The sequence below is a fragment of the Neisseria maigaei genome (assembly GCF_958267405.1).
Lineage (GTDB): Bacteria > Pseudomonadota > Gammaproteobacteria > Burkholderiales > Neisseriaceae > Neisseria > Neisseria bergeri.
The window spans coordinates 46,029-65,153 of the sequence record NZ_CATQFT010000038.1; the positions used below are offsets into that span (position 1 = coordinate 46,029).

Annotated in this window: 17 protein-coding genes, 4 tRNA genes and 1 pseudogene; 5 read left to right on the forward strand and 17 right to left on the reverse strand. The window is 52.1% G+C overall.

Translation table 11 applies throughout. The features are described from left to right. Positions 1 to 241 precede the first annotated feature (241 nt). Together uvrD and Q3O06_RS06765 are read right to left on the reverse strand one after the other, a co-directional pair. The gene (gene uvrD, locus Q3O06_RS06760) at positions 242 to 2,449 is read right to left on the reverse strand and encodes a DNA helicase II (protein WP_301818198.1); all 2,208 of its coding nucleotides are present in this window, start codon (positions 2,447 to 2,449) and stop codon (positions 242 to 244) included. 120 nt (positions 2,450 to 2,569) lie between these two features. Further along, positions 2,570 to 2,815, reverse strand: coding sequence for a helix-turn-helix domain-containing protein (locus tag Q3O06_RS06765; protein ID WP_003753308.1), 246 nt, complete (start codon positions 2,813 to 2,815; stop codon positions 2,570 to 2,572). A gap of 146 nt (positions 2,816 to 2,961) precedes the next feature. On the opposite strand from Q3O06_RS06765, the gene Q3O06_RS06770 reads away from it, so the two are divergent. Beyond that, a complete protein-coding gene (locus tag Q3O06_RS06770; protein WP_301818199.1) occupies positions 2,962 to 3,195 on the forward strand; it encodes a hypothetical protein in 234 nt (77 codons plus the stop codon). A gap of 627 nt (positions 3,196 to 3,822) precedes the next feature. Here the strand turns inward: Q3O06_RS06770 and Q3O06_RS06775 are convergent. From Q3O06_RS06775 to Q3O06_RS06805, 7 genes are all read right to left on the reverse strand, one after another. Further along, complete coding sequence (locus tag Q3O06_RS06775) at positions 3,823 to 4,242, reverse strand: hypothetical protein (RefSeq protein ID WP_301818200.1); 420 nt, start codon at positions 4,240 to 4,242, stop codon at positions 3,823 to 3,825. A gap of 329 nt (positions 4,243 to 4,571) precedes the next feature. Further along, positions 4,572 to 7,361: a DNA polymerase I gene (gene polA / locus Q3O06_RS06780; protein ID WP_301818201.1), complete on the reverse strand. Its 2,790-nt coding sequence runs from the start codon at positions 7,359 to 7,361 to the stop codon at positions 4,572 to 4,574. A gap of 102 nt (positions 7,362 to 7,463) precedes the next feature. Next, positions 7,464 to 7,922 (reverse strand): DUF2247 family protein, encoded by a 459-nt coding sequence (locus Q3O06_RS06785; RefSeq protein ID WP_301818202.1) that lies wholly within the window; start codon positions 7,920 to 7,922, stop codon positions 7,464 to 7,466. Positions 7,923 to 7,973: 51 nt separating this feature from the next. Continuing rightward, a complete protein-coding gene (locus tag Q3O06_RS06790; protein ID WP_301818203.1) occupies positions 7,974 to 8,255 on the reverse strand; it encodes a hypothetical protein in 282 nt (93 codons plus the stop codon). An 84-nt stretch (positions 8,256 to 8,339) separates the two neighbouring features. Continuing rightward, on the reverse strand, positions 8,340 to 8,663 hold the full coding sequence (locus Q3O06_RS06795) for a hypothetical protein (RefSeq protein ID WP_301818204.1): 324 nt from the start codon (positions 8,661 to 8,663) through the stop codon (positions 8,340 to 8,342). Between the two features lie 134 nt (positions 8,664 to 8,797). Continuing rightward, a complete protein-coding gene (locus Q3O06_RS06800) occupies positions 8,798 to 8,977 on the reverse strand; it encodes a hypothetical protein (protein WP_301818205.1) in 180 nt (59 codons plus the stop codon). Between the two features lie 15 nt (positions 8,978 to 8,992). Then, complete coding sequence (locus Q3O06_RS06805; RefSeq protein WP_301818206.1) at positions 8,993 to 10,000, reverse strand: quinone-dependent dihydroorotate dehydrogenase; 1,008 nt, start codon at positions 9,998 to 10,000, stop codon at positions 8,993 to 8,995. Between the two features lie 231 nt (positions 10,001 to 10,231). Here Q3O06_RS06805 and acpP point away from each other — a divergent pair, with 231 nt between their 5' ends. The 3 genes from acpP (at position 10,232) to Q3O06_RS06820 (ending at position 13,206) form a co-directional block, all read left to right on the forward strand. Further along, positions 10,232 to 10,468: an acyl carrier protein gene (gene acpP / locus Q3O06_RS06810; protein WP_002215574.1), complete on the forward strand. Its 237-nt coding sequence runs from the start codon at positions 10,232 to 10,234 to the stop codon at positions 10,466 to 10,468. Positions 10,469 to 10,623: 155 nt separating this feature from the next. Continuing rightward, complete coding sequence (gene fabF / locus Q3O06_RS06815) at positions 10,624 to 11,871, forward strand: beta-ketoacyl-ACP synthase II (protein ID WP_301818207.1); 1,248 nt, start codon at positions 10,624 to 10,626, stop codon at positions 11,869 to 11,871. Positions 11,872 to 12,075: 204 nt separating this feature from the next. Beyond that, a complete protein-coding gene (locus Q3O06_RS06820) occupies positions 12,076 to 13,206 on the forward strand; it encodes a glycosyltransferase family 4 protein (RefSeq protein ID WP_301818249.1) in 1,131 nt (376 codons plus the stop codon). A 470-nt stretch (positions 13,207 to 13,676) separates the two neighbouring features. Here the strand turns inward: Q3O06_RS06820 and Q3O06_RS06825 are convergent. Beyond that, positions 13,677 to 14,192 (reverse strand): annotated as a pseudogene (locus tag Q3O06_RS06825) (bile acid:sodium symporter family protein); the annotation flags it as partial. A 276-nt stretch (positions 14,193 to 14,468) separates the two neighbouring features. Between Q3O06_RS06825 and Q3O06_RS06830 the strand changes: the two are divergent. Beyond that, positions 14,469 to 15,683, forward strand: coding sequence for an MFS transporter (locus tag Q3O06_RS06830; RefSeq protein WP_301818209.1), 1,215 nt, complete (start codon positions 14,469 to 14,471; stop codon positions 15,681 to 15,683). A 267-nt stretch (positions 15,684 to 15,950) separates the two neighbouring features. Here the strand turns inward: Q3O06_RS06830 and Q3O06_RS06835 are convergent, their stop codons facing one another. The 7 genes from Q3O06_RS06835 to Q3O06_RS06865 form a co-directional block, all read right to left on the reverse strand. After that, complete coding sequence (locus Q3O06_RS06835) at positions 15,951 to 16,199, reverse strand: hypothetical protein (RefSeq protein ID WP_003680115.1); 249 nt, start codon at positions 16,197 to 16,199, stop codon at positions 15,951 to 15,953. 14 nt (positions 16,200 to 16,213) lie between these two features. Continuing rightward, the gene (locus Q3O06_RS06840) at positions 16,214 to 16,402 is read right to left on the reverse strand and encodes a hypothetical protein (RefSeq protein WP_301818210.1); all 189 of its coding nucleotides are present in this window, start codon (positions 16,400 to 16,402) and stop codon (positions 16,214 to 16,216) included. A 215-nt stretch (positions 16,403 to 16,617) separates the two neighbouring features. Further along, a tRNA-Asp gene (locus Q3O06_RS06845) sits at positions 16,618 to 16,694 on the reverse strand. A gap of 32 nt (positions 16,695 to 16,726) precedes the next feature. Beyond that, positions 16,727 to 16,802: transfer RNA gene (locus Q3O06_RS06850), tRNA-Val, on the reverse strand. 39 nt (positions 16,803 to 16,841) lie between these two features. Further along, positions 16,842 to 16,918 (reverse strand) — tRNA-Asp (locus Q3O06_RS06855). Between the two features lie 32 nt (positions 16,919 to 16,950). Further along, positions 16,951 to 17,026 (reverse strand) — tRNA-Val (locus Q3O06_RS06860). Between the two features lie 69 nt (positions 17,027 to 17,095). Then, the gene (locus tag Q3O06_RS06865) at positions 17,096 to 19,075 is read right to left on the reverse strand and encodes a monovalent cation:proton antiporter family protein (RefSeq protein ID WP_301818211.1); all 1,980 of its coding nucleotides are present in this window, start codon (positions 19,073 to 19,075) and stop codon (positions 17,096 to 17,098) included. Between the last annotated feature and the right edge of the window lie 50 nt (positions 19,076 to 19,125).

Sequence of the window (19,125 nt, forward strand, 5' to 3'; positions counted from 1 at the left end):
ACCTTTTATCCGATAAGTTTCCGTGCCGAAAGGTCTGGATTCCCGCCTGCGCGGGAATGGCGGCGGCGGTTGCGGCAAAATTGCCCTTCCCGTTTTCAGATGGCCTTTTGCCTTGTCCTTGCTACAGTTTTTTTCCGTAGGTCGGATTCTTGAATCCGACATTTCCAACAGCGGTTTTTCGGAAACGATAGACGCGTCAAATGTTTTTGTCGAATACAAGTATTCGACCTACATTTTAAATTTACACCTCTTCCAATTTCGCAAACTTGGTATCCAGCTCTTTCACGCCCTGTTTGCCGAAGTTGATGGTCAGGCGGGCGGATTCGCCTTTGTCCACGGCATCGATGATGACGCCGGTGCCGAATTTGGCGTGGCGGACGTTTTGTCCGATGCGGAAGCCTGCGTATGTTTGCGGCTGTTTGTAGTCGTCGATAATTTTGTCTTTGGGCGCGGCGGTTGGGCGCGGGCTGCCGTAGCTGTCGTAGGCGGTCTTTTTGACGGACAGGTAGTGCAATACTTCGGGGGGAATTTCTTCGACGAAGCGGGAGACGATGCCGAATTGGGTTTGTCCGTGCAGCATTCTTTGCTGCGCCATGGTGATGTAGAGGCGTTTCTTGGCGCGGGTGATGGCGACGTACATGAGGCGGCGTTCTTCTTCGAGGCCGCCGCGTTCGGCAAGGCTCATTTCGCTGGGGAAGCGGCCTTCTTCCATGCCGGTGAGGAAGACGGCGTTAAATTCCAAGCCTTTGGCGGCGTGGACGGTCATCAGTTGGACGGCTTTTTCGCCTGCCCCTGCTTGGTTTTCGCCGGATTCGAGGGCGGCGTTGCTCAAGAAAGCGAGGATGGGGAAGGCGGGGTCGTCTGAAATGTTTTCGGGCAGGGTTTCGAAGTTGCTGTCTTCGGGTTTGAATTCGATGGCGGCGTTGACGAGTTCGTCGAGGTTGTCGAGGCGGTCTTGGTTGTCGCCTTTTTGGGTTTTGTAGTGTTCGGTCAGGCCGCTGTCTTTGAGGATGCCGACAATGATTTCGGACAGGGGCATTTGTCCGACTTGGTTGCGCAGGGCTTCAATCAGGCGGACGAAGGCGGCGACTTTGGCGGCTTTTGCACCGGCGTTGCAGGCGGCTTGCCAGAGGGAAACGCCTTGCTCTTGCGATGCCGTCTGAAGGTTCTCGACGGTGCGTGCGCCGATGCCGCGCGGCGGGAAGTTGATGACGCGCAAGAGGGCGTTGTCGTCGTCGGGGTTGACGGCAAGGCGCAGGTAGGCGAGCGCGTGTTTGATTTCTTGGCGTTCGTAAAAGCGCAGCCCACCGTAGATTTTGTAGGGAATGCCGCTGCGGAACAGGCTTTGTTCGATGACGCGCGATTGGGCGTTGCTGCGGTAGAGGACGGCGATTTCGTCCAAATCCCAGCCTTCGCGTTCGAGGGCTTTGGTTTCGTCCACGATGAATTGGGCTTCTTCGAGGTCGGTAAAGGCGGAGTAGTAGCGGATTTTGTCGCCTGCTTCGGCGTTGGTGCGCAGGTTTTTGCCGAGGCGTTCGTCGTTGTTTTCGATGACGGCGTTGGCGGCGGCGAGGATATTGCCGACGGAGCGGTAGTTTTGTTCGAGTTTGACGGGCGCGTCGATGTGGAATTCTTCCATCAGCGCGGTCATGTTGCCGACGTGCGCGCCACGGAACCGATAGATGCTTTGGTCGTCGTCGCCGACGGCAAATACCGCCGCGTTGCCGCCCGCCATGAGTTTGAGCCAGGCGTATTGCAGTTTGTTGGTGTCTTGGAACTCGTCGACCAGAATATGGTTGAATCGGTTTTGGTAGTGCCGGCGCAGGATTTCGTTGCTTTGCAGCATTTCGTAGCTGCGGAGCATGAGTTCGGCAAAATCGACCACGCCTTCGCGTTGGCAGATTTTGTCGTATTCGGCGTAGCACTCAATCATGCGGCTTGTGTGCGGGTCGGGCGCGCTCAACACGGAAGCGCGCAAACCGGATTCTTTTTGCGCGTTGATAAAGCCTTGCAATGAACGCGGCGCGATGATTTCTTCGGCGATGTTTAGGCTTTTGAGCAGGCGTTTGATCAGGGAAAGCTGGTCGCCGCTGTCGAGGATTTGGAAGGAAGAGGGCAGACCTGCGTCGCGGTGGTGCAGGCGCAAAAAGCGGTGGCAGAGGCCGTGGAACGTGCCGAGCCACATGGCGCGGACGTTGACTGGAATCATCGCGCCGAGTCGGGTTTGCATTTCTTTGGCGGCTTTGTTGGTAAACGTTACCGCCATAATGCTATGCACGCTTGCCTGACCGGTTTGCAACAGCCATGCGATGCGCGTGGTCAGCACGCGGGTTTTGCCGCTGCCTGCGCCCGCCAAAACGAGGGCGGATTGCGGCGGCCAGGTTACGGCGGAAAGTTGTTCGGGGTTTAAGCCTTGCAGGAGGTTGGGGGCGGATTGGTCGGGAAACATAGGGATGCCGTCTGAAAAGTGGAATGCGCTATTTTAATAGAAACGGAAGGATGACGTTTGAAAACAAAACAGAAACTGTACGATGGCGGACGGCGGCAGCATAGGGCGGGTGCGCCGACATTATCTGAGTTGCAGCAGGTCTTTCCTAACCAGTTCTTCCAAAGGCATACCCAACGCATCGGCAATCTGACCCATCACATCAATGGAAACCGAACGGCTGCCGCGTTCTATTTCGCTGATATAGGTTTTGCTTACACGCGCACTGAAAGCCAACTCTTCTTGAGAAAGCTCTTTCAAACGCCTGACCTGCCTCATATTTTGGGCGAAGATAAGGCGGTAGGGGTTTGGGGTGGTCGGTTTTTCCATGCATGGAGTATGGAAAAATCCCAATATTCAAACAATAAACTATAGCTTACTAAAATAAAACTATAGTTGAATAAATTTGTAAAATAGAATAATATTTCAAATGCAGCACATTAAAATTTTTTAAATTTTATTCAGAAGGGTAAAAAATGAGAGTGAACCGTATTGCTTTGATGTCGGTATCGGCAGCCCTCTTGGCTGCCTGCGCCACACCGTATGCATATTGGCATAAGGACGGGGCCTCCAAGCAAGAGGCACTCGACCAATTGGGCTACTGCCGCAAGGATGTCGATGCAAACCGTTTGGAAAAACAGAAAGCCGCCAAGCTGGTTTTCTACTGCATGAAAGCCAACGGTTACAGCCTGATGAGGGGATACCGTTAAGCAGGTTAAAGACCGCCTGACGACGGTTGGCACGCGGCCGGACGTGGGGAAGCCTTATATATTGCACCCAGCCAAAGGGGCGCATTACTTTTTTTCCCGCAAATCCTGAAAACAAGGCGGTATCCGGATGGGTTTCAATCCCGCAACGGCGAGGAAAATATTTTGTATCCGATAGGGCGGTTTGCCGCCCGAACTTAGGAATAACCGCCTTGCAACAGCCGGAATCGTACCGATTGTTCAAACACCGCCAGAACAAACGGCTGCGTTTCAAAATAGTGCCGCGAAACAGGCTGGGGCGGATAAAGTTGTTTTAGTCCGAAAAATTAACAGGCCATATTTTAATATAGTATTGATAGATATAATTATCTTCAATATATTCAATAGGATAACTTTCTTCCCAACCGAAAAATAATTGTCTTTTCCCTTGCAGATAATTGAAATCAACAGATTACTAAAACACAACCAGTTAAAATAGCTTCAAATGATGGCAAAATGCGTATCCGGCATTTCAGACCGGCAAATCCGCACCATCTGAAAATGCAGCCGTAACCCGATGCCGTCTGAAACCCGGATTATCGGGCTTCAGACGGCATGGGTCGGGTTTTAGGTTTCAACCGTCGCGCGCAACTAAATAGGCATCCAGGCTGCGGCTTGCCGGTACCGATTTTGTGATAGCGCAAAAACAATTGGAAAAACAGTTAAAATTAAGACATTTTCCAATGCCTGCAAAAATTCCGTATCAAAACATAACCACTGCACACAAGCTGATATAAATAATGATTTCAAAGCAATAGAAATGAGAAATCCAACCTTATCCAAATTTTCGTTATCGTCCCAAAATATGTTTATCAACGGATACCATAAACATTTTGTCATTAACTTAGACAGCCCAAAAATTGGAACATATAAGGTAAGCGTAATAAACCATACAAAAATATTAGCGTATCCGCCAGTCATTGAGATTTCAGGAAAATACATTCCAATATATTTGGTTTGACTCAAATAAAGCCGATTTGTACCAAAAGGGTCGTTGAATAAAATCGGCATAGGATAAAATGCCAAAATAATCAAATAAGTAAGTGTATAAAAAGACACTTCGCCAATAAATCTTTTTACTTCATAGCTCCTCTAGGCTTTTATATCATTAGGATAAAACGACGTATCTTGAACAAGTATCCGATCAGAATTTCCAGATACCCATTCTTGACATTTATATCTGGATTTTTCCCATAAACCGGTAAATATACCTACAATAATAGCTGTAACAATACCGCAAACAATATTTAATACTATTGATTTCCAATCATTTGAATCAAGTATTTTACTTCCTTAAATTTTGATAAATCAAAACGTAACAGTTCAATACTTGTGCATTCTCAATGCGCCTCTTCCCAATTCTCCCCTACGCCAACCTCAGCCACCAGCGGTACATCCAATAATCCGCCGTCCACTTTCGCCATAATCTGCGGCAGTTTTTCTTTGACTAAATCCAGTTCGGCTTCAGGTACTTCCAGTACCAGTTCGTCATGCACCTGCATGACCAGTTTGCTACCGATGCCGTCTGAAAGCCAGTTTCGCACGTCTATCATGGCGCGTTTGATGAGGTCGGACGCGGTGCCCTGCATGGGGGCGTTGATGGCGGCGCGCTCGGCTCCTGCGCGGGCGTTGGCGTTTTTGTTGCGGATGTCGGGCAGGTAGAGGCGGCGACCGAACAGGGTTTCGACAAAGCCTTGCGCGGCGGCTTGTTCTTTGGTGCGCTGCATGTATTCGGCGACGCCGGGGTAGCGGGCGAAGTAGCGGTCGATAAAGTTTTTGGCGGAGATGTTGTCGATGCCCAGTGATTTGGCGAGGCCGTATTGGCCCATGCCGTAAATCAGGCCGAAGTTGATGGTTTTGGCGTAGCGGCGTTGTTCGGGCGAGACGTTCTCGGGGTCGATGCCGAATACTTCGGCGGCGGTGCGGCGGTGTACGTCTTCGCCGTTTTGGAACGCAGCGATGAGGGTTTTGTCGCCGGAGAGGTGCGCCATGATGCGCAGCTCGATTTGGGAATAGTCAGCGGAAACGATGACGCTGCCCGGCGGCGCGGTAAAGGCGCGGCGGACTTTTCTACCTTCGGCGGTGCGGATGGGGATGTTTTGCAGGTTGGGGTTATTGCTGGCGAGGCGGCCGGTAATGGCGACGGCTTGGGCGTAGGTGGTATGCACGCGGCCGTCTTTGAGGGAAATCATTTCGGGCAGTTTGTCGGTGTAGGTGGATTTGAGTTTCGCCAAGCTGCGGTTTTGCAGGATGATTTTGGGCAGGGGGTAGTCGGGCGCGAGCTGTTCGAGCACGGCTTCGTTGGTGGAAATGCCGCCTTTGGCGGTTTTTTTCAGGCCTTTGGTGGGAATGCCCATTTTGTCGAACAGGATTTCTTGCAGCTGTTTCGGCGAGTTGAGGTTGAACGGCTGGCCTGCGGCGGCGTAGGCTTCCTGTTCAAGCTTCATCAGCTCCGCGCCGAGTTCCGCGCTTTGGCGGGCGAGTTCGGCGCGGTCGATTTGCACGCCGTTGCGTTCCATTTCAAACAATACCTGCGCGACGGGCAGCTCCATTTTTTCATACATTTCAAGCTGTTTTTCGTCCATTTGCGCGCGCAGGTGTGCTTCGAGGCGCAAGGCGAAATCGGCGTCTTGGGCGGCGTATTCGGTTGCCTGCCCGATGGCGACATCGGCAAAACCGATTTGCTTCGCGCCTTTGCCGCACAGCGATTCGTAGGTAATGGTTTCCAAGCCCAGCCAGCGTTCGGACAATTCGTCCAAACCGTGTCCGAGATGGCTCTCGATGATGTAGGAAGCGAGCATCGCGTCGCCGGCAATGCCGTTCAGCGCGATACCGTAGTTGGCGAAAACGTGTTGGTCGTATTTGAGGTTTTGCCCGATTTTTTTCAGGGCGGGATTTTCCAAATGCGGTTTCAGACGGCCTAATACGTCTTGCAAATCAAGCTGTTCGGGCGCGGCAGTCAGGCTGTGTCCTACGGGGATGTAAACCGCTTCGCCTGCTTGGAACGCGATGCTGATGCCGACCAGCGCGGCATTCATCGCGTCTAGGGACGTAGTTTCCGTATCAATGCCGATTTTTTCCGCCTGCGCCAGTTTGTCCAACAAGGCGGCAAACTGCGCTTCAGTGGTAATGGCTTGATAATCCAGTTTTTCAGGGGCTGGGGCATGCTCTATGATTTTTTCAGACGACGTTTCCATGTCCAACGCCGCCTGTTCGCCTATCGTATCGCTGCCGAACAAATCGCCGTCCGCCGCTTCGTGCATACGGCTTTCCGCTTCTTTCAGCCAGGTGCGGAAGCCCCAGCGTTTGAAATCGACAACCAGTTGCGCCCATTTCGGCGGTGTGCGGCGCAGGCTTTCGAGGCCGTCTGAAAGCTCGGTGTGCAAGTCCACATCGGTTTTAATCGTTACCAAATCATACGACAGCGGCAGTTGTTCCAAAGCGGCTTGCAGGTTTTCGCCCACTTTGCCCTTGACTTCCGCCGCGTGTTCCATCACGCCTTGCAACGAGCCGTAGGCTTCCAGCCATTTCACCGCCGTTTTCGGGCCGCACTTCTCCACGCCCGGCACGTTGTCCACCTTATCACCCATCAGCGCGAGATAATCGCGGATTTGGTCGGGGCGCACGCCGAATTTTTCCTTCACGCCTTCAATATCCAGCGTTTCGCCGCTCATCGTGTTCACCAGCGTTACGCGCTCGTTCACCAACTGCGCCATGTCCTTATCGCCGGTGGACACCACCACATTCCAACCCGCTTCGCCGGCCATTGTCGCCAGCGTGCCGATAACGTCGTCCGCTTCGACTTGCGGAATCACCAGCACCGGCCAGCCCATCAGCCGCACCAAATCCGGCAAGGCTTCCGCCTGCGGGCGCAAATCGTCCGGCATCGGCGGGCGCGTCGCCTTATAGTCGGGGAACATCTCGTGGCGGAAATTCTTGCCCTTCGCATCAAACACTACCGCGCAATAATCGTGCACATAATCCGAGCGCAGCCGACGCAGCATGTTCAACACGCCATACATCGCCCCCGTCGGCGCACCGTCAGGCGCGGTCAATTGCGCCATCGCGTGATAAGCGCGGTAGAGATAAGAAGAGCCGTCAACAAGGAGAAGGGTGTGAATGGTTGCCATGATAGTATCTGCTGATGAGAAAATAAAAATGACCTAATTATAAGGGATAATCAAAATGCCGTCTGAAAGCCCATTTCAGACGGCATTTGAATCCGGCCTGCCTTATTTGCCCAAATATTTTGCCCAATTCAGATACAGCCGGGCAATATTTTCTTCATCACGATGATGGGAAGGGGTATAACCGTCTTTAGGCGGCATATATCTGACAAATGATTCTATTTCTTCCGGATAATCGAAATCTGCATAAATTTTTTCAACTTCCCCCAAAGGATCCTCAAATTCTTCTTTTCTATGGAATACATCGCTTAAGAGGACGTACAGCCAATTTTTAGGGGAATAATCCCTCATTTCCGAAGCCAAATCTTCCAGAACAGGTTTTAATTCAAAAATATTGGATTTGTTGATTAAAGATAGCTTGAACACGCGTTCATCATGATCTGAAAGCGTCATTTTTCGGGCATAAGCTGCCACATCAGCCCAACCCAAGTATTTATTCTCATATCCCCACAGAATATCCTTCCAAGAAAGGCGGACTTTTTGCGCGGTTAAATCAAGGTTCATTTTTTACTCCGGTTGCCTGCTCCGTCATTCCGCCCCTTCCGATTATGCCTGTTACGAAAAGTCTTCCAAATGACGGCTGATTGCCTCTTCAACAGTCGGATGCCAATCCATAAATGAAGCCTGCAATTCCTCTAAAACCAACTCATTGAATAAATCATCCAAATTCCGCCAATCCGTTTTGTCATCCGGATAGAGGAAATTTGCCATAACGACAGTATGTTTGTTTTGGGAATAATCCGATAAGGCGCAAATCATCAGATACCGCCCCAAATGCTCCAGATAAAAAATCCTTTTTTCCAAAGGAACCCGGTTATTCCGTTGCCCGTTTTCCATTTCCCACCCTTTAACGTATCGGCTTCCGCGTCCTTCAAATTGGATTAGCTGCCTTCCACCAAGCAAACGCCCGAGCCCCTTTCATCATTTGAATATCCGTTTGACCATATTTATCAGATAACTATCTTCTTTATATAAATCAATCAGCAAAGGCACGATACCCGGCTCATAAAATAATTCTGTCGTATCAGATGTTTCTTTTAACGCGGAAATTATTTCCAACAGCTCATACCCGTATCGGGGATAAGCAAACAAATAGGGGACTGTTTCACGCAAACATGAAAATGCTTCGTAACTTCGCATTTTCCATATATGTTCATCTTTAAAATCGCTCAAATACCATTCATCCAATTCACTTTCCGGATCGGATATCAATCGGATAAATTCATTTAGTTCGTCCTTAAACATATCGAATCCTTAAACTTAAAATCTATTTTTATCCCCATATCCTTATTTTCCACATCATGAATTTCAATGCCGTTAATATTTTGCGTTTTCCCAAGCCGTCCGCCACAGTATAAATTATTTTTTATATCAATTACTTATATGTTTAACAACTTACCGCCGGGCTTGCTTTGGCTGCGTATCAAGATTATCCGGTTCGCGGCGGGCGTTTGCTTTGTTTCAAACAGGGCGGCGCGTAAGGGATTTTCAAGGGGCGGCAGGCGGAAAAAGGAAACGAAAATGCCGTCTGAACGGCAAAACGTGCGTTCAGACGGCATTTTGGGCGGAACGCGTCATCGCGCCAAAGCCTTCAAACATTCTTTGACCAATGCCGGACCTTTGTATATCAATCCGCTGTACACCTGGACGGCGGTCGCGCCCAAGCGGATTTTCTCTGCCGCGTCCTTGCCGTTCATGATGCCGCCTACGCCGATAATCGGCAGCTTGCCGTCGATGTGATCTGCCAACAGCTTCAACACCCGATTACTTTTTTCATGAACGGGCAGCCCGCTCAAACCGCCCTGCTCGCCTGCGAGCGGATGGCTGCCGAGGCTTGATTTGTCGATGGTGGTATTGGTGGCGATGATGCCGTCCATTTCGACGGATTTGACGACGCGGGCGATGTCTTCGATTTGCGTCTCATCTAAATCGGGGGCGATTTTGACGGCGAGCGGAACGTATTTGCCGTGGGCGGCGGCAAGCTGTGCCTGTTTGTTTTTCAAAGCCTCGAGCAATGCGCCCAATTCGCCGCCGCCTTGCAGCGCGCGGAGGTTTTTGGTGTTGGGCGAGGAAATGTTGACGGTGATGTAGCTTGCGTGCGCGTAGGCTTTTTCGAGGCAGATTAAATAATCATCGGCGGCGTTTTCGATGGGCGTAACCGCGTTTTTGCCGATGTTGATGCCCAATACGCCACTGAATTTACTTTTTTCGATGTTGCGTATCATCGCGTCGATGCCGTGGTTGTTGAAACCCATGCGGTTGATGATGCCTTGGTGTTCGGGAACGCGGAAGAGGCGCGGCTGCGGGTTGCCGGGCTGCGGTTTGGGCGTAACCGTGCCGATTTCGATGAAGCCGAAACCGAGCGCGCCCAAAGCGTCGATGTATTCGCCGTTTTTATCGAGCCCTGCGGCAAGTCCGACAGGGTTGGGCAAATCCATACCCATCAGTTTTACAGGTTTGGTACGGTTGTCGGTTACGGGAATCAGACCCAATTTATAAACCGTGTTGAGCGCGTCGAGCGTGAAGTGGTGGGCTTTCTCGGCATCAAGTGCAAACAGGATGCGGCGGGCAAGTGGATACATGACAGGGCTTTCTGCTTCAGATGGAAATGCCGTCATTTTAACCGAAATCCCGCCAAACATACGGCACACAGGTCAAACTTGAACGACAAAACCCGCCGCACCCAAAAATGTACAAATCCGCAAATATTGATATAATAGGCATTAGATAGAAAACTCTATTAAAAGTCGGTACAATACCACCGATTTATTTCCCTTAAACAACCTGCCGCAAGGCATAAAGGAACGACTGATATGTCAAACATCGAACAACAAGTTAAAAAAATTGTTGCTGAACAACTGGGCGTAAACGAAGCCGACGTGAAAAACGAATCTTCCTTCCAAGACGACTTGGGCGCGGATTCTTTGGACACCGTGGAGCTGGTTATGGCTTTGGAAGAAGCCTTTGGTTGCGAAATCCCCGACGAAGATGCCGAAAAAATCACCACCGTCCAACTGGCTATCGACTACATCAATGCCCACAACGGCTAACCGGTCGTCGCCCGACACAACAGCCTCTGCTGCACCGCGCAATAGAGGCTTTTCCCTTATATGGCAAACTGTTTGAACTCCTGCCGCAAATTTCAGACGGCATCTGCACGACAGCCGCATATGCCCCCATTCCGACAACCAACAGCGAGGTTATCATGAGTCAGAGAAGAGTAGTCATTACAGGCTTAGGTCAGGTTTCCCCTGTCGGCAACACTGTCGCAGAGGCTTGGAACAACCTGCTCGCCGGCAAAAGCGGCATCGGCGCGATTACCCGCTTTGACGCATCCGACATCAACAGCCGTGTCGCCGGCGAAGTGCGCGGTTTCGACATCGGACAATACATCAGCGCGAAAGAAGCGCGCCGGATGGACGTATTCATCCACTACGGCATCGCCGCCGCGCTTCAGGCAATCGCCGATTCGGGTTTGGACGATGTGGAAAACCTCGATAAAGACCGCGTCGGCGTAAACATCGGTTCCGGCATCGGCGGACTGCCCAGCATCGAGGCCACAGGCAAAGCCGTAATCGAAGGCGGCGCGCGCAAAATCAACCCTTTCTTCATCCCCGGCTCGCTGATCAACCTGATTTCCGGACACGTTACCATCCTCAAAGGCTACCGCGGCCCCAGCTACGGGATGGTTTCCGCCTGCACCACCGGCGCGCACGCCATCGGCGATTCCGCCCGACTAATTAAATACGGCGACGCAGATGTGATGATTGCAGGCGGTGCCGAAGGCGCAATCAGCACTTTGGGCGTGGGCGGTTTTGCCGCGATGAAAGCCCTCTCCACCCGCAACGACGACCCCGCCGCCGCTTCCCGTCCGTGGGACAAAGGCCGCGACGGCTTCGTTATCGGCGAAGGCGCGGGCGTATTGGTGTTGGAAGAATTGGAACACGCCAAAAAACGCGGCGCGAAAATCTACGCCGAAATCGTCGGCTTCGGGATGAGTTCCGATGCCTACCACATTACCGCGCCGAACGAAGAAGGCCCTGCGCTCGCCGTTACCCGCGCACTGAAAGATGCCGGACTGAATCCCGAAGACGTGGATTACGTCAACGCACACGGCACGTCCACCCCCTTGGGCGATGCCAACGAAACCAAAGCCCTCAAACGCGCGTTCGGCGAACACGCCTACAAAACCGTCGTCAGCTCGACCAAATCCATGACCGGCCACCTGCTCGGCGCGGCGGGCGGCGTGGAGGCGGTGTACAGCATTTTGGCGATACACGACGGCAAAGTTCCACCGACCATCAACCTTGTTGAACAGGACATCGAAGCCGGTTGCGATCTGGACTACTGCGCCAACGAAGCACGCGACGTGGAAATCGACGTTGCCATCTCCAACTCCTTCGGCTTCGGCGGCACCAACGGCACGCTGGTGTTCAAACGCTTCAAAGGCTGATTCCGCAAAGCCGCCGCCGACATCGAAATGCCGTCTGAAACCGTTTCAGACGGCATTTTCAAAACACCCCGCCCGTTACCGGCACTTCGCGGCACACAAGGCAGCCTTATAATACGCAGGCAAACCCAAGCCTTGCCGGATTGCAGGATGAAACCCTGCCGTAGCAGACCGCATTTCCAATCCTATATTCAAGGTATCCGCCTTATGAAAATCGTTTTTATCACCACAGTCGCATCCAGCATTTACGGTTTCCGCGCCCCCGTCATTAAAAGATTAATCGGCAAAAACCATCAGGTGTATGCCTTTGTATCGGAGTTTTCCGATAACGATTTGGATATTATCAGGGAAATGGGGGTTACACCCGTTACCTACCGTTCAAACCGCAGCGGGCTGAACCCGTTTTCCGATATAAAATCCACCTTCCTCATATTTAAAGCACTCAAAAAAATATCGCCGGATTTGGTTTTCCCTTATTTCGCAAAACCCGTGATTTTCGGCACTTTTGCCGCAAAACTGGCAGGCGTGCCCAGAATCGTCGGGATGCTGGAAGGTTTGGGATTCGCATTTACCCCGCAGCCGGAAGGCATACCGTTAAAAACAAAAATCATAAAGGGGATTTTGACTGCCTTGTACCGCATTGCCCTGCCGATGTTGGAAAGCCTGATTGTATTAAACCCCGACGACAAAGACGAACTGACGGACAAATACGGCATCAAAATAAAAAACATCCATATTTTGGGCGGAATCGGTCTGGATTTGCGGCAATATCCTTATTCCGAAGCGGATATTCCCGATGAAAAAGAACCCGTAAAATTTCTCTTTATCGGCAGATTTCTGAAAGAAAAAGGGATTGATGATTTTATTCGGGCGGCGGAACGGGTTAAGGGCAAATACCCCAATACGGTTTTTACCGCTTTGGGCGCAATCGACAAATCGCGCGGGAGGGGGGGGGGCGATTTGAAACGGCTTATCGCCCGCGATATTATCCGTTTCCCCGGTTTTGTGAACAATGTTTCCGAAGTGATAAAAGAACATCATATATTCGTATTGCCGTCTTATAGGGAAGGCGTTCCCCGAAGCACTCAGGAGGCAATGGCCGTCGGCAGGGCGGTGATTACGACGGATGTACCCGGCTGCAGGGAAACGGTCGCCGACAAGGTCAACGGCTTCCTGATCGAACCTTGGAATCCCCGCATCTTGGCCGAAAAAATGATTTATTTTATCGAAAACAGGGAAGCCGTCCGCCTGATGGGGAATGCAAGTTATGCGATTGCCAAAGATAAATTCGATGCCGAAAAAGTCGATTTGAAATTGCTCGATATTTTGAAGGCGTAAACAAGGCTGCCGGCTTTTGAGTTTCGGTCATTTCTGATAAACCCCCGCCATTCCCGCGAAACCCCCGCCATTCCCGCGAAACCCCCGTCATTCCCGCCAAAGCCCCGTCATTCCCGCGAAAGCGGGAATCCAGGTTCGTTGAGTTTCGGTCATTTCCGATAAATTCTTGCAACTTTGCGTTTCTAGATTCCCGCTTTCGCGGGAATGACGGCGGAGGGGTTGCCGCCTTCCCAGCAAATTCCCGTAATTTGAAATCCCGTCATTCCCGCGCAGGCGGGAATCTAGCCCGTTGAGTTTCAGCCGTCTCCGACAAATTGCCGCAGCATTAAGTTTCCGGATTCCCGCTTTCGCGGGAATAACGGGATATTTTTGCATTTGGCAAAAATGCCGCCTGAAATTTTTTCAGCGGTCGTAAGATGTTGTGCAGGGGAAGATGTAGCAACTGTATTTTTCACCCCGTCGGGCAAAAATACAGTTGCTACGGCACTGAACCGGAACATCCCACAACCGTCCATATCCACCGTCTGACCGACCAGGCAGGTCATCCACAAAGGCTTGACGGCCGGAGCCGGCACCGTGGACACCGTCGTCATCCCGACTGAAAATGCCACATCGCCTTTGGCAAGGAAGCTCATAATATTGGACGACACGCCGCCCGGACACGCCCCCACCAACACCAGCCCCAAAGTCAGCCCCGGCGAAAGGTCGAACAGCTTGGCAATACCGATGGCGAGCAGCGGCATCACGGTATATTGCGCCGCCGCACCGATAAACACATCCAAAGGACGCTGCGCCAAAATCCGGTAGTCCTCCCTGCCCAAAGTCATCCCCATACCCAGCATAATGATGCCCGGCACCAAAGCCTGAACATCGCCCTTGACCCATACAAACGAAGCCTGTCCGATAAACGCAACCGCCGACGCAAGCAAAATGACCAAAGCCGTAAACCGCGTCAGGTTGCGGCTCAAACCAATCAGAAAACCCATCACACCCCCTCCCGAAACGGTGCACCTTGCGCCGGGCATCATTGCCGCCCGTGCAAAACCGGTCGGCGGCTCGCACCGTCCCCGCCCGACCTGTTGTACTAACCGGAATTAACAAATACGGCACAAATATTAACCCGAACCGCAAACGCCCATCAGGCCCTTTCAGACGGCATCGGCAGGCATACCGTTGGCTATATCCAAAGAATCAGGAATTATTTAGCCCGAATCATCCGGGTTGTTAAAATCCGCAAACTTAACCGATTCAAAATACACATTATGACGCACACCGCATCGAAAACACCCAAACTCTGGGCGGTCATTGCCGCCGCCGCATTCATCCTGCTGATTACCATCGGCATGAGGATGACGCTCGGACTGTTCGTCCAACCCGTCGTCAACACCACCGAATTGAGCATTGCCCAATTCAGCCTCATCATCGCCGTTTTCCAACTGATGTGGGGCATATCGCAACCATTGTCCGGCGCACTTGCCGACCGTTTCGGCGCGTTCAGAGTATTAAGTGGCGGCGCAGTCCTGCTCGTCTGCGCCTGCCTGATTGCCCCCAACATCCCGACTTATTGGGGGCTGATGATTGCCGTCGGGCTGCTGCTCGCATTCGGCACAGGCTCAGGCGGTTTCTCCATCATTATGGGACAGGTTGCCGCCCAAGTCCCCGCACACAAACGCGGCTTGGCATCCGGACTGGTCAACGCAGGCGGTTCGGCAGGACAATTCCTGTTCGCACCGCTGGTTCAAGGACTCGTCGTCCTGCCCGAAGTCGGCTGGACGGGTACATTTTACGTTTGGGGCGCAATCGCCCTGCTGATTCTGCCCGTCTCATGGTGGCTTGCCGGCGGCAACAACGCCGCCCACACCCAACACGCCCAAGCCACACACGGACAAAGCCTCGGAGAAGCAGTCAAAACCGCCTTCAAAACCCCAAGCTACATCCTGCTGCACCTGAGCTTTTTCGCCTGCGGCTTCCACATCGCCTTTCTCGTAACCCACCTACCCACGGAAGTCGCCCTGTGCGGACTGCCCGCCACCGTCGCCTCGACATCCATCGCCATCATCGGACTGGCAAACATCGCCGGTTGCGTGTTCTCAGGCTGGTGCACAAGCCGCGTTCGGGGCAAATACGTCCTGTTCGGACTGTACACCTCGCGCGCCGCAATGATACTCATCTACATTTTTTCGCCCAAGACCGACTTTAATTTCTATATTTTCGCCGCCGCACTCGGATTCACTTGGCTCGCCACCGTCACGCCGACCGCCTCCATTACCGGCAAACTCTTCGGCACGCGCTACCTCGCCACCCTGTTCGGACTGACGATGCTCAGCCACCAAATCGGCGGATTCCTCGGCTCGTACATCGGCGGCATCGTCATCACACAATTCGGCGACTACGGCTGGATGTGGTACGCCGATGCACTGCTGGCCGGAACTGCCGCCCTCCTCAACCTCCCCATCCGAGAACCCGAAACCGCCTGACAAAAATGCCGTCTGAAACCTTCAGACGGCATTTTCAAAAACATCCGACATATCCGCCGACATTTCAACCCACAAAATTCTCCACCGCATTCTGCCCCAACACGCCCCCTACCTGCGCATTGAACAGGGCATTGGTGTTGGTGCTGCCGCCGGCTTTCAGGCTGCTTTGCCGGCTTTGGCGGTAGTTTTGGTTTTGCTCTTTGCCGGCGGATTTAAAGCCGAAACCGGCTTCGACGGGCAGCAGGGTGGCGCCAAAAATTATCTGCGTTAAAGTTCATTTTCATAGTAAGGTGTTAAAAAAATATTCTCCTCTTCCCAAGGAGAAGATACGCCATTTTGATTCATAAATATTTCATAATTATAAAAATCTTTATCATAATCTCCATATGTAATTTTCATTCCTTTTAACCACATGGCATCACATTCGTCACATAGAATAATTTCTTTCAAAATGTATTTTGATTTAAAAATATACAATATTCCTTGGTTGCAGCGCGGACATATTTTTGGATTCATAATGTATCTCTAATCTATTTTATTACAGGGTAAGCAGAAATAATTTTCCCGGTATTAGGAACTACAATAATTCGTATAAAAGTCTCCCCTTTTGTACCTACCTGTCTTCCCATATTAACTACATAAGTACCAGGATCACCAAAAACCGGAAGTCCTCTTTTTTTCCAAGCTTCATCAATCAATACGGCAAGAAAGAAAGCCATAAAATCCGCAAGCATCCTCCTGCCCATTGATACGACAGGTAAGCAACATCAGAACAGCACGCAACAACTGTCCGAATCCGTATCGAAAATACCATCCAATGATACAAAACCAGATTAAAACAGCAATATCCGGGCGAAACAGACCCAAAACAGACAAACCCATCAAATCGGGCAGACGAAAAAATACCGACCTTAAGGTCGGTATTTTCAATACTTGGCGCGGCGGACGGGGCTCGAACCCGCGACCCCCGGCGTGACAGGCCGGTACTCTAACCAACTGAGCTACCACCGCGCATCCATTGTTTGCAACAATGAAAGGAAACTTGGTGGGTGATGACGGAGTCGAACCGCCGACATTCTGCTTGTAAGGCAGACGCTCTACCAACTGAGCTAATCACCCGTGTATAAAAAATACCGACAGAGTCAGTATTGTGAAACTTGGCGCGGCGGACGGGGCTCGAACCCGCGACCCCCGGCGTGACAGGCCGGTACTCTAACCAACTGAGCTACCACCGCGCATCCATTGTTTGCAACAATGAAAGGAAACTTGGTGGGTGATGACGGAGTCGAACCGCCGACATTCTGCTTGTAAGGCAGACGCTCTACCAACTGAGCTAATCACCCTTGCGATTTGCGAAAACACTATTAAACCAAATAATCGGCCTTCATGCAAGCATTATTTGAACGCCCCATTCAATCGCCTTGCAAACTCCAGTTTTCAAACGAAATAATTTCATCCTTTTTGCCGACGATGACTAATATGTCTCCGCCTTCCAAAACGAAGGAAGGAACGGGATTTTCAATCCTCGCGGTACGGCGGCGGACGAACAGCAGTTTGATGCCGTGCCTGTCCAAAGGCAGTGCGCCGATTGTTTTTCCGACGGCATAAGCCTCTTGCACCAAAGAAAAAGCATGGCGGCAAACCGTTTTTCCGTTTTCCCCGAATCCCGCTTCGTCGTCGCTGCCGACAAACAGCCCCTCCAACGCGGCATAACGGCTGTGGCGGATATTTGCCATCGTCTGATAGACGTGCCGGTACGACGCGCCGTTGCCCAACATCGCATAGCCTGCCAGCACGAGTCCGGTTTCTTTAGTGTCGGACACAGCCTCTTCCGCGCCCATATCGGTAAACGTTTTCACATAATCGTCGTCGGTGGCGCGCGCATACACAGGCATATTGGGATACATGGACAGCACATTGTCTAAAACGTGTTGCGTTTCGTGCATATTGTTGAGCGTAACCACCACCATTTTCGCCCGTCCCAGACCGGCGGCTTCCAATACTTCCCTGCGTTTCGCATCGCCGAACGACACCGGCTCGCCCGCACTTCTGGCTACCTGCACGCGCGCAATGTCCAAGTCGAGCGCGAAATACGGAATATCCTCTTGGGCAAGGACGCGTCCGACCGTCTGTCCGCCCCTGCCGAAGCCGACAATCAGCACATGGTCGGACTTGCTCATGGTTTCTACCAGCATACTGTGCAGATCGAGCGATTTCATGTCCCAGCTCGACTTGACCAAACGTCCGACCAGCGCATCGCTGCTGCCCAAGAGGAAGGGCGCGATAATCATCGACAGCAGAACCGCCGCCGTCGCCGCCTGTTCCAATTCGGGCGAAACCATATCAAGCTGCCCGGCAATGGCCAGCATCACGAAGCCGAACTCGCCGCCTTGCGCGAGATACAAAGCCGTTTTGAGGCTGTCGCCGACCGAATGTTTCATTTTGAAGGCAATGGCAAACACAACCAGTGCCTTCAACACCAGCAGCATTGCCAACAGCATCAATACCTGCCGCCAGCCGCCGACCAATGCCTGAATGTCCAGCTTCATGCCGACCGTGATAAAGAAAAAGCCGAGCAAAATATCGCGGAACGGGCGGATGTCGTCTTCGACTTGGAAACGGTATTCCGTTTCCGAAAGCAGCATCCCCGCCACAAACGCGCCCAACGCCATCGACAGCCCTTCCAACGCCGTCAGATAGGACACGCCCAGCGTTACCAGCAGCACATTGATCATAAAGAGTTCGGACGATTTGCGTTTTGCCACCATCCTGAACCATCGCGACATAATTTTACTGCCGACGAAAAACAGCAGCCCCAGCGTCAGCAGCATTTTTGCAAACGCCAAACCCAAGGCCGCCCAAATATTTCCGTCCCCTCCGCCAGCCAGTGCGGGAATCAGAATCATCAGCGGCACGACGGCGATGTCCTGCATCAGCAGCACGCCCATCGCCATCTGACCGTGCGGCTGCCCCAATTCCGTCTTTTCCGACAAAATCCGGCTCACAATCGCCGTGGACGACATCGCCAACGCGCCCGATACGGCAAACGCCCAAGTGAACGGCACGCCCGTCAGCATCAGTATGCCCATCACCGACAGCATCGTAATGCCGACCTGCAAACCGCCCAGACCGAACACCAGCCGCCTCATCGCCCTCAGCTTGGGCAATGAAAACTCCAAACCGATGCTGAACATCAGGAACACAATCCCGATTTCGCCCAAATAATCCGTCGCATGGCTTTTCGGAATCAGGCTGAGCATACCGGGCCCCGCTAAAAAGCCCACCAGCAGGTAGCCCAGCATGGAGGGAATGTTGAACTTACGGCACAGGATCACCGTAATGACCGACACCAGCAGAACAACCACAATAGGGGCAAGCGAAAATTCATTCATAGGCCGTCCGAACAGGAAAATACAGAAAAATGCCGTCTGAAACGGCACAC

Excerpts from the sequence above, each read along its gene's own strand:
- uvrD (WP_301818198.1), bottom strand. The coding sequence starts at position 2,449 with ATGTTTCCCGACCAATCCGCCCCCAACCTCCTGCAAGGCTTAAACCCC.
- Q3O06_RS06765 (WP_003753308.1), bottom strand. The coding sequence starts at position 2,815 with ATGGAAAAACCGACCACCCCAAACCCCTACCGCCTTATCTTCGCCCAA.
- Q3O06_RS06770 (WP_301818199.1), top strand. The coding sequence starts at position 2,962 with ATGAGAGTGAACCGTATTGCTTTGATGTCGGTATCGGCAGCCCTCTTG.
- Q3O06_RS06775 (WP_301818200.1), bottom strand. The coding sequence starts at position 4,242 with ATGCCGATTTTATTCAACGACCCTTTTGGTACAAATCGGCTTTATTTG.
- polA (WP_301818201.1), bottom strand. The coding sequence starts at position 7,361 with ATGGCAACCATTCACACCCTTCTCCTTGTTGACGGCTCTTCTTATCTC.
- Q3O06_RS06785 (WP_301818202.1), bottom strand. The coding sequence starts at position 7,922 with ATGAACCTTGATTTAACCGCGCAAAAAGTCCGCCTTTCTTGGAAGGAT.
- Q3O06_RS06790 (WP_301818203.1), bottom strand. The coding sequence starts at position 8,255 with ATGGAAAACGGGCAACGGAATAACCGGGTTCCTTTGGAAAAAAGGATT.
- Q3O06_RS06795 (WP_301818204.1), bottom strand. The coding sequence starts at position 8,663 with ATGTTTAAGGACGAACTAAATGAATTTATCCGATTGATATCCGATCCG.
- Q3O06_RS06800 (WP_301818205.1), bottom strand. The coding sequence starts at position 8,977 with ATGCCGTCTGAACGCACGTTTTGCCGTTCAGACGGCATTTTCGTTTCC.
- Q3O06_RS06805 (WP_301818206.1), bottom strand. The coding sequence starts at position 10,000 with ATGTATCCACTTGCCCGCCGCATCCTGTTTGCACTTGATGCCGAGAAA.
- acpP (WP_002215574.1), top strand. The coding sequence starts at position 10,232 with ATGTCAAACATCGAACAACAAGTTAAAAAAATTGTTGCTGAACAACTG.
- fabF (WP_301818207.1), top strand. The coding sequence starts at position 10,624 with ATGAGTCAGAGAAGAGTAGTCATTACAGGCTTAGGTCAGGTTTCCCCT.
- Q3O06_RS06820 (WP_301818249.1), top strand. The coding sequence starts at position 12,076 with ATGAAAATCGTTTTTATCACCACAGTCGCATCCAGCATTTACGGTTTC.
- Q3O06_RS06830 (WP_301818209.1), top strand. The coding sequence starts at position 14,469 with ATGACGCACACCGCATCGAAAACACCCAAACTCTGGGCGGTCATTGCC.
- Q3O06_RS06835 (WP_003680115.1), bottom strand. The coding sequence starts at position 16,199 with ATGAATCCAAAAATATGTCCGCGCTGCAACCAAGGAATATTGTATATT.
- Q3O06_RS06840 (WP_301818210.1), bottom strand. The coding sequence starts at position 16,402 with ATGGCTTTCTTTCTTGCCGTATTGATTGATGAAGCTTGGAAAAAAAGA.
- Q3O06_RS06865 (WP_301818211.1), bottom strand. The coding sequence starts at position 19,075 with ATGAATGAATTTTCGCTTGCCCCTATTGTGGTTGTTCTGCTGGTGTCG.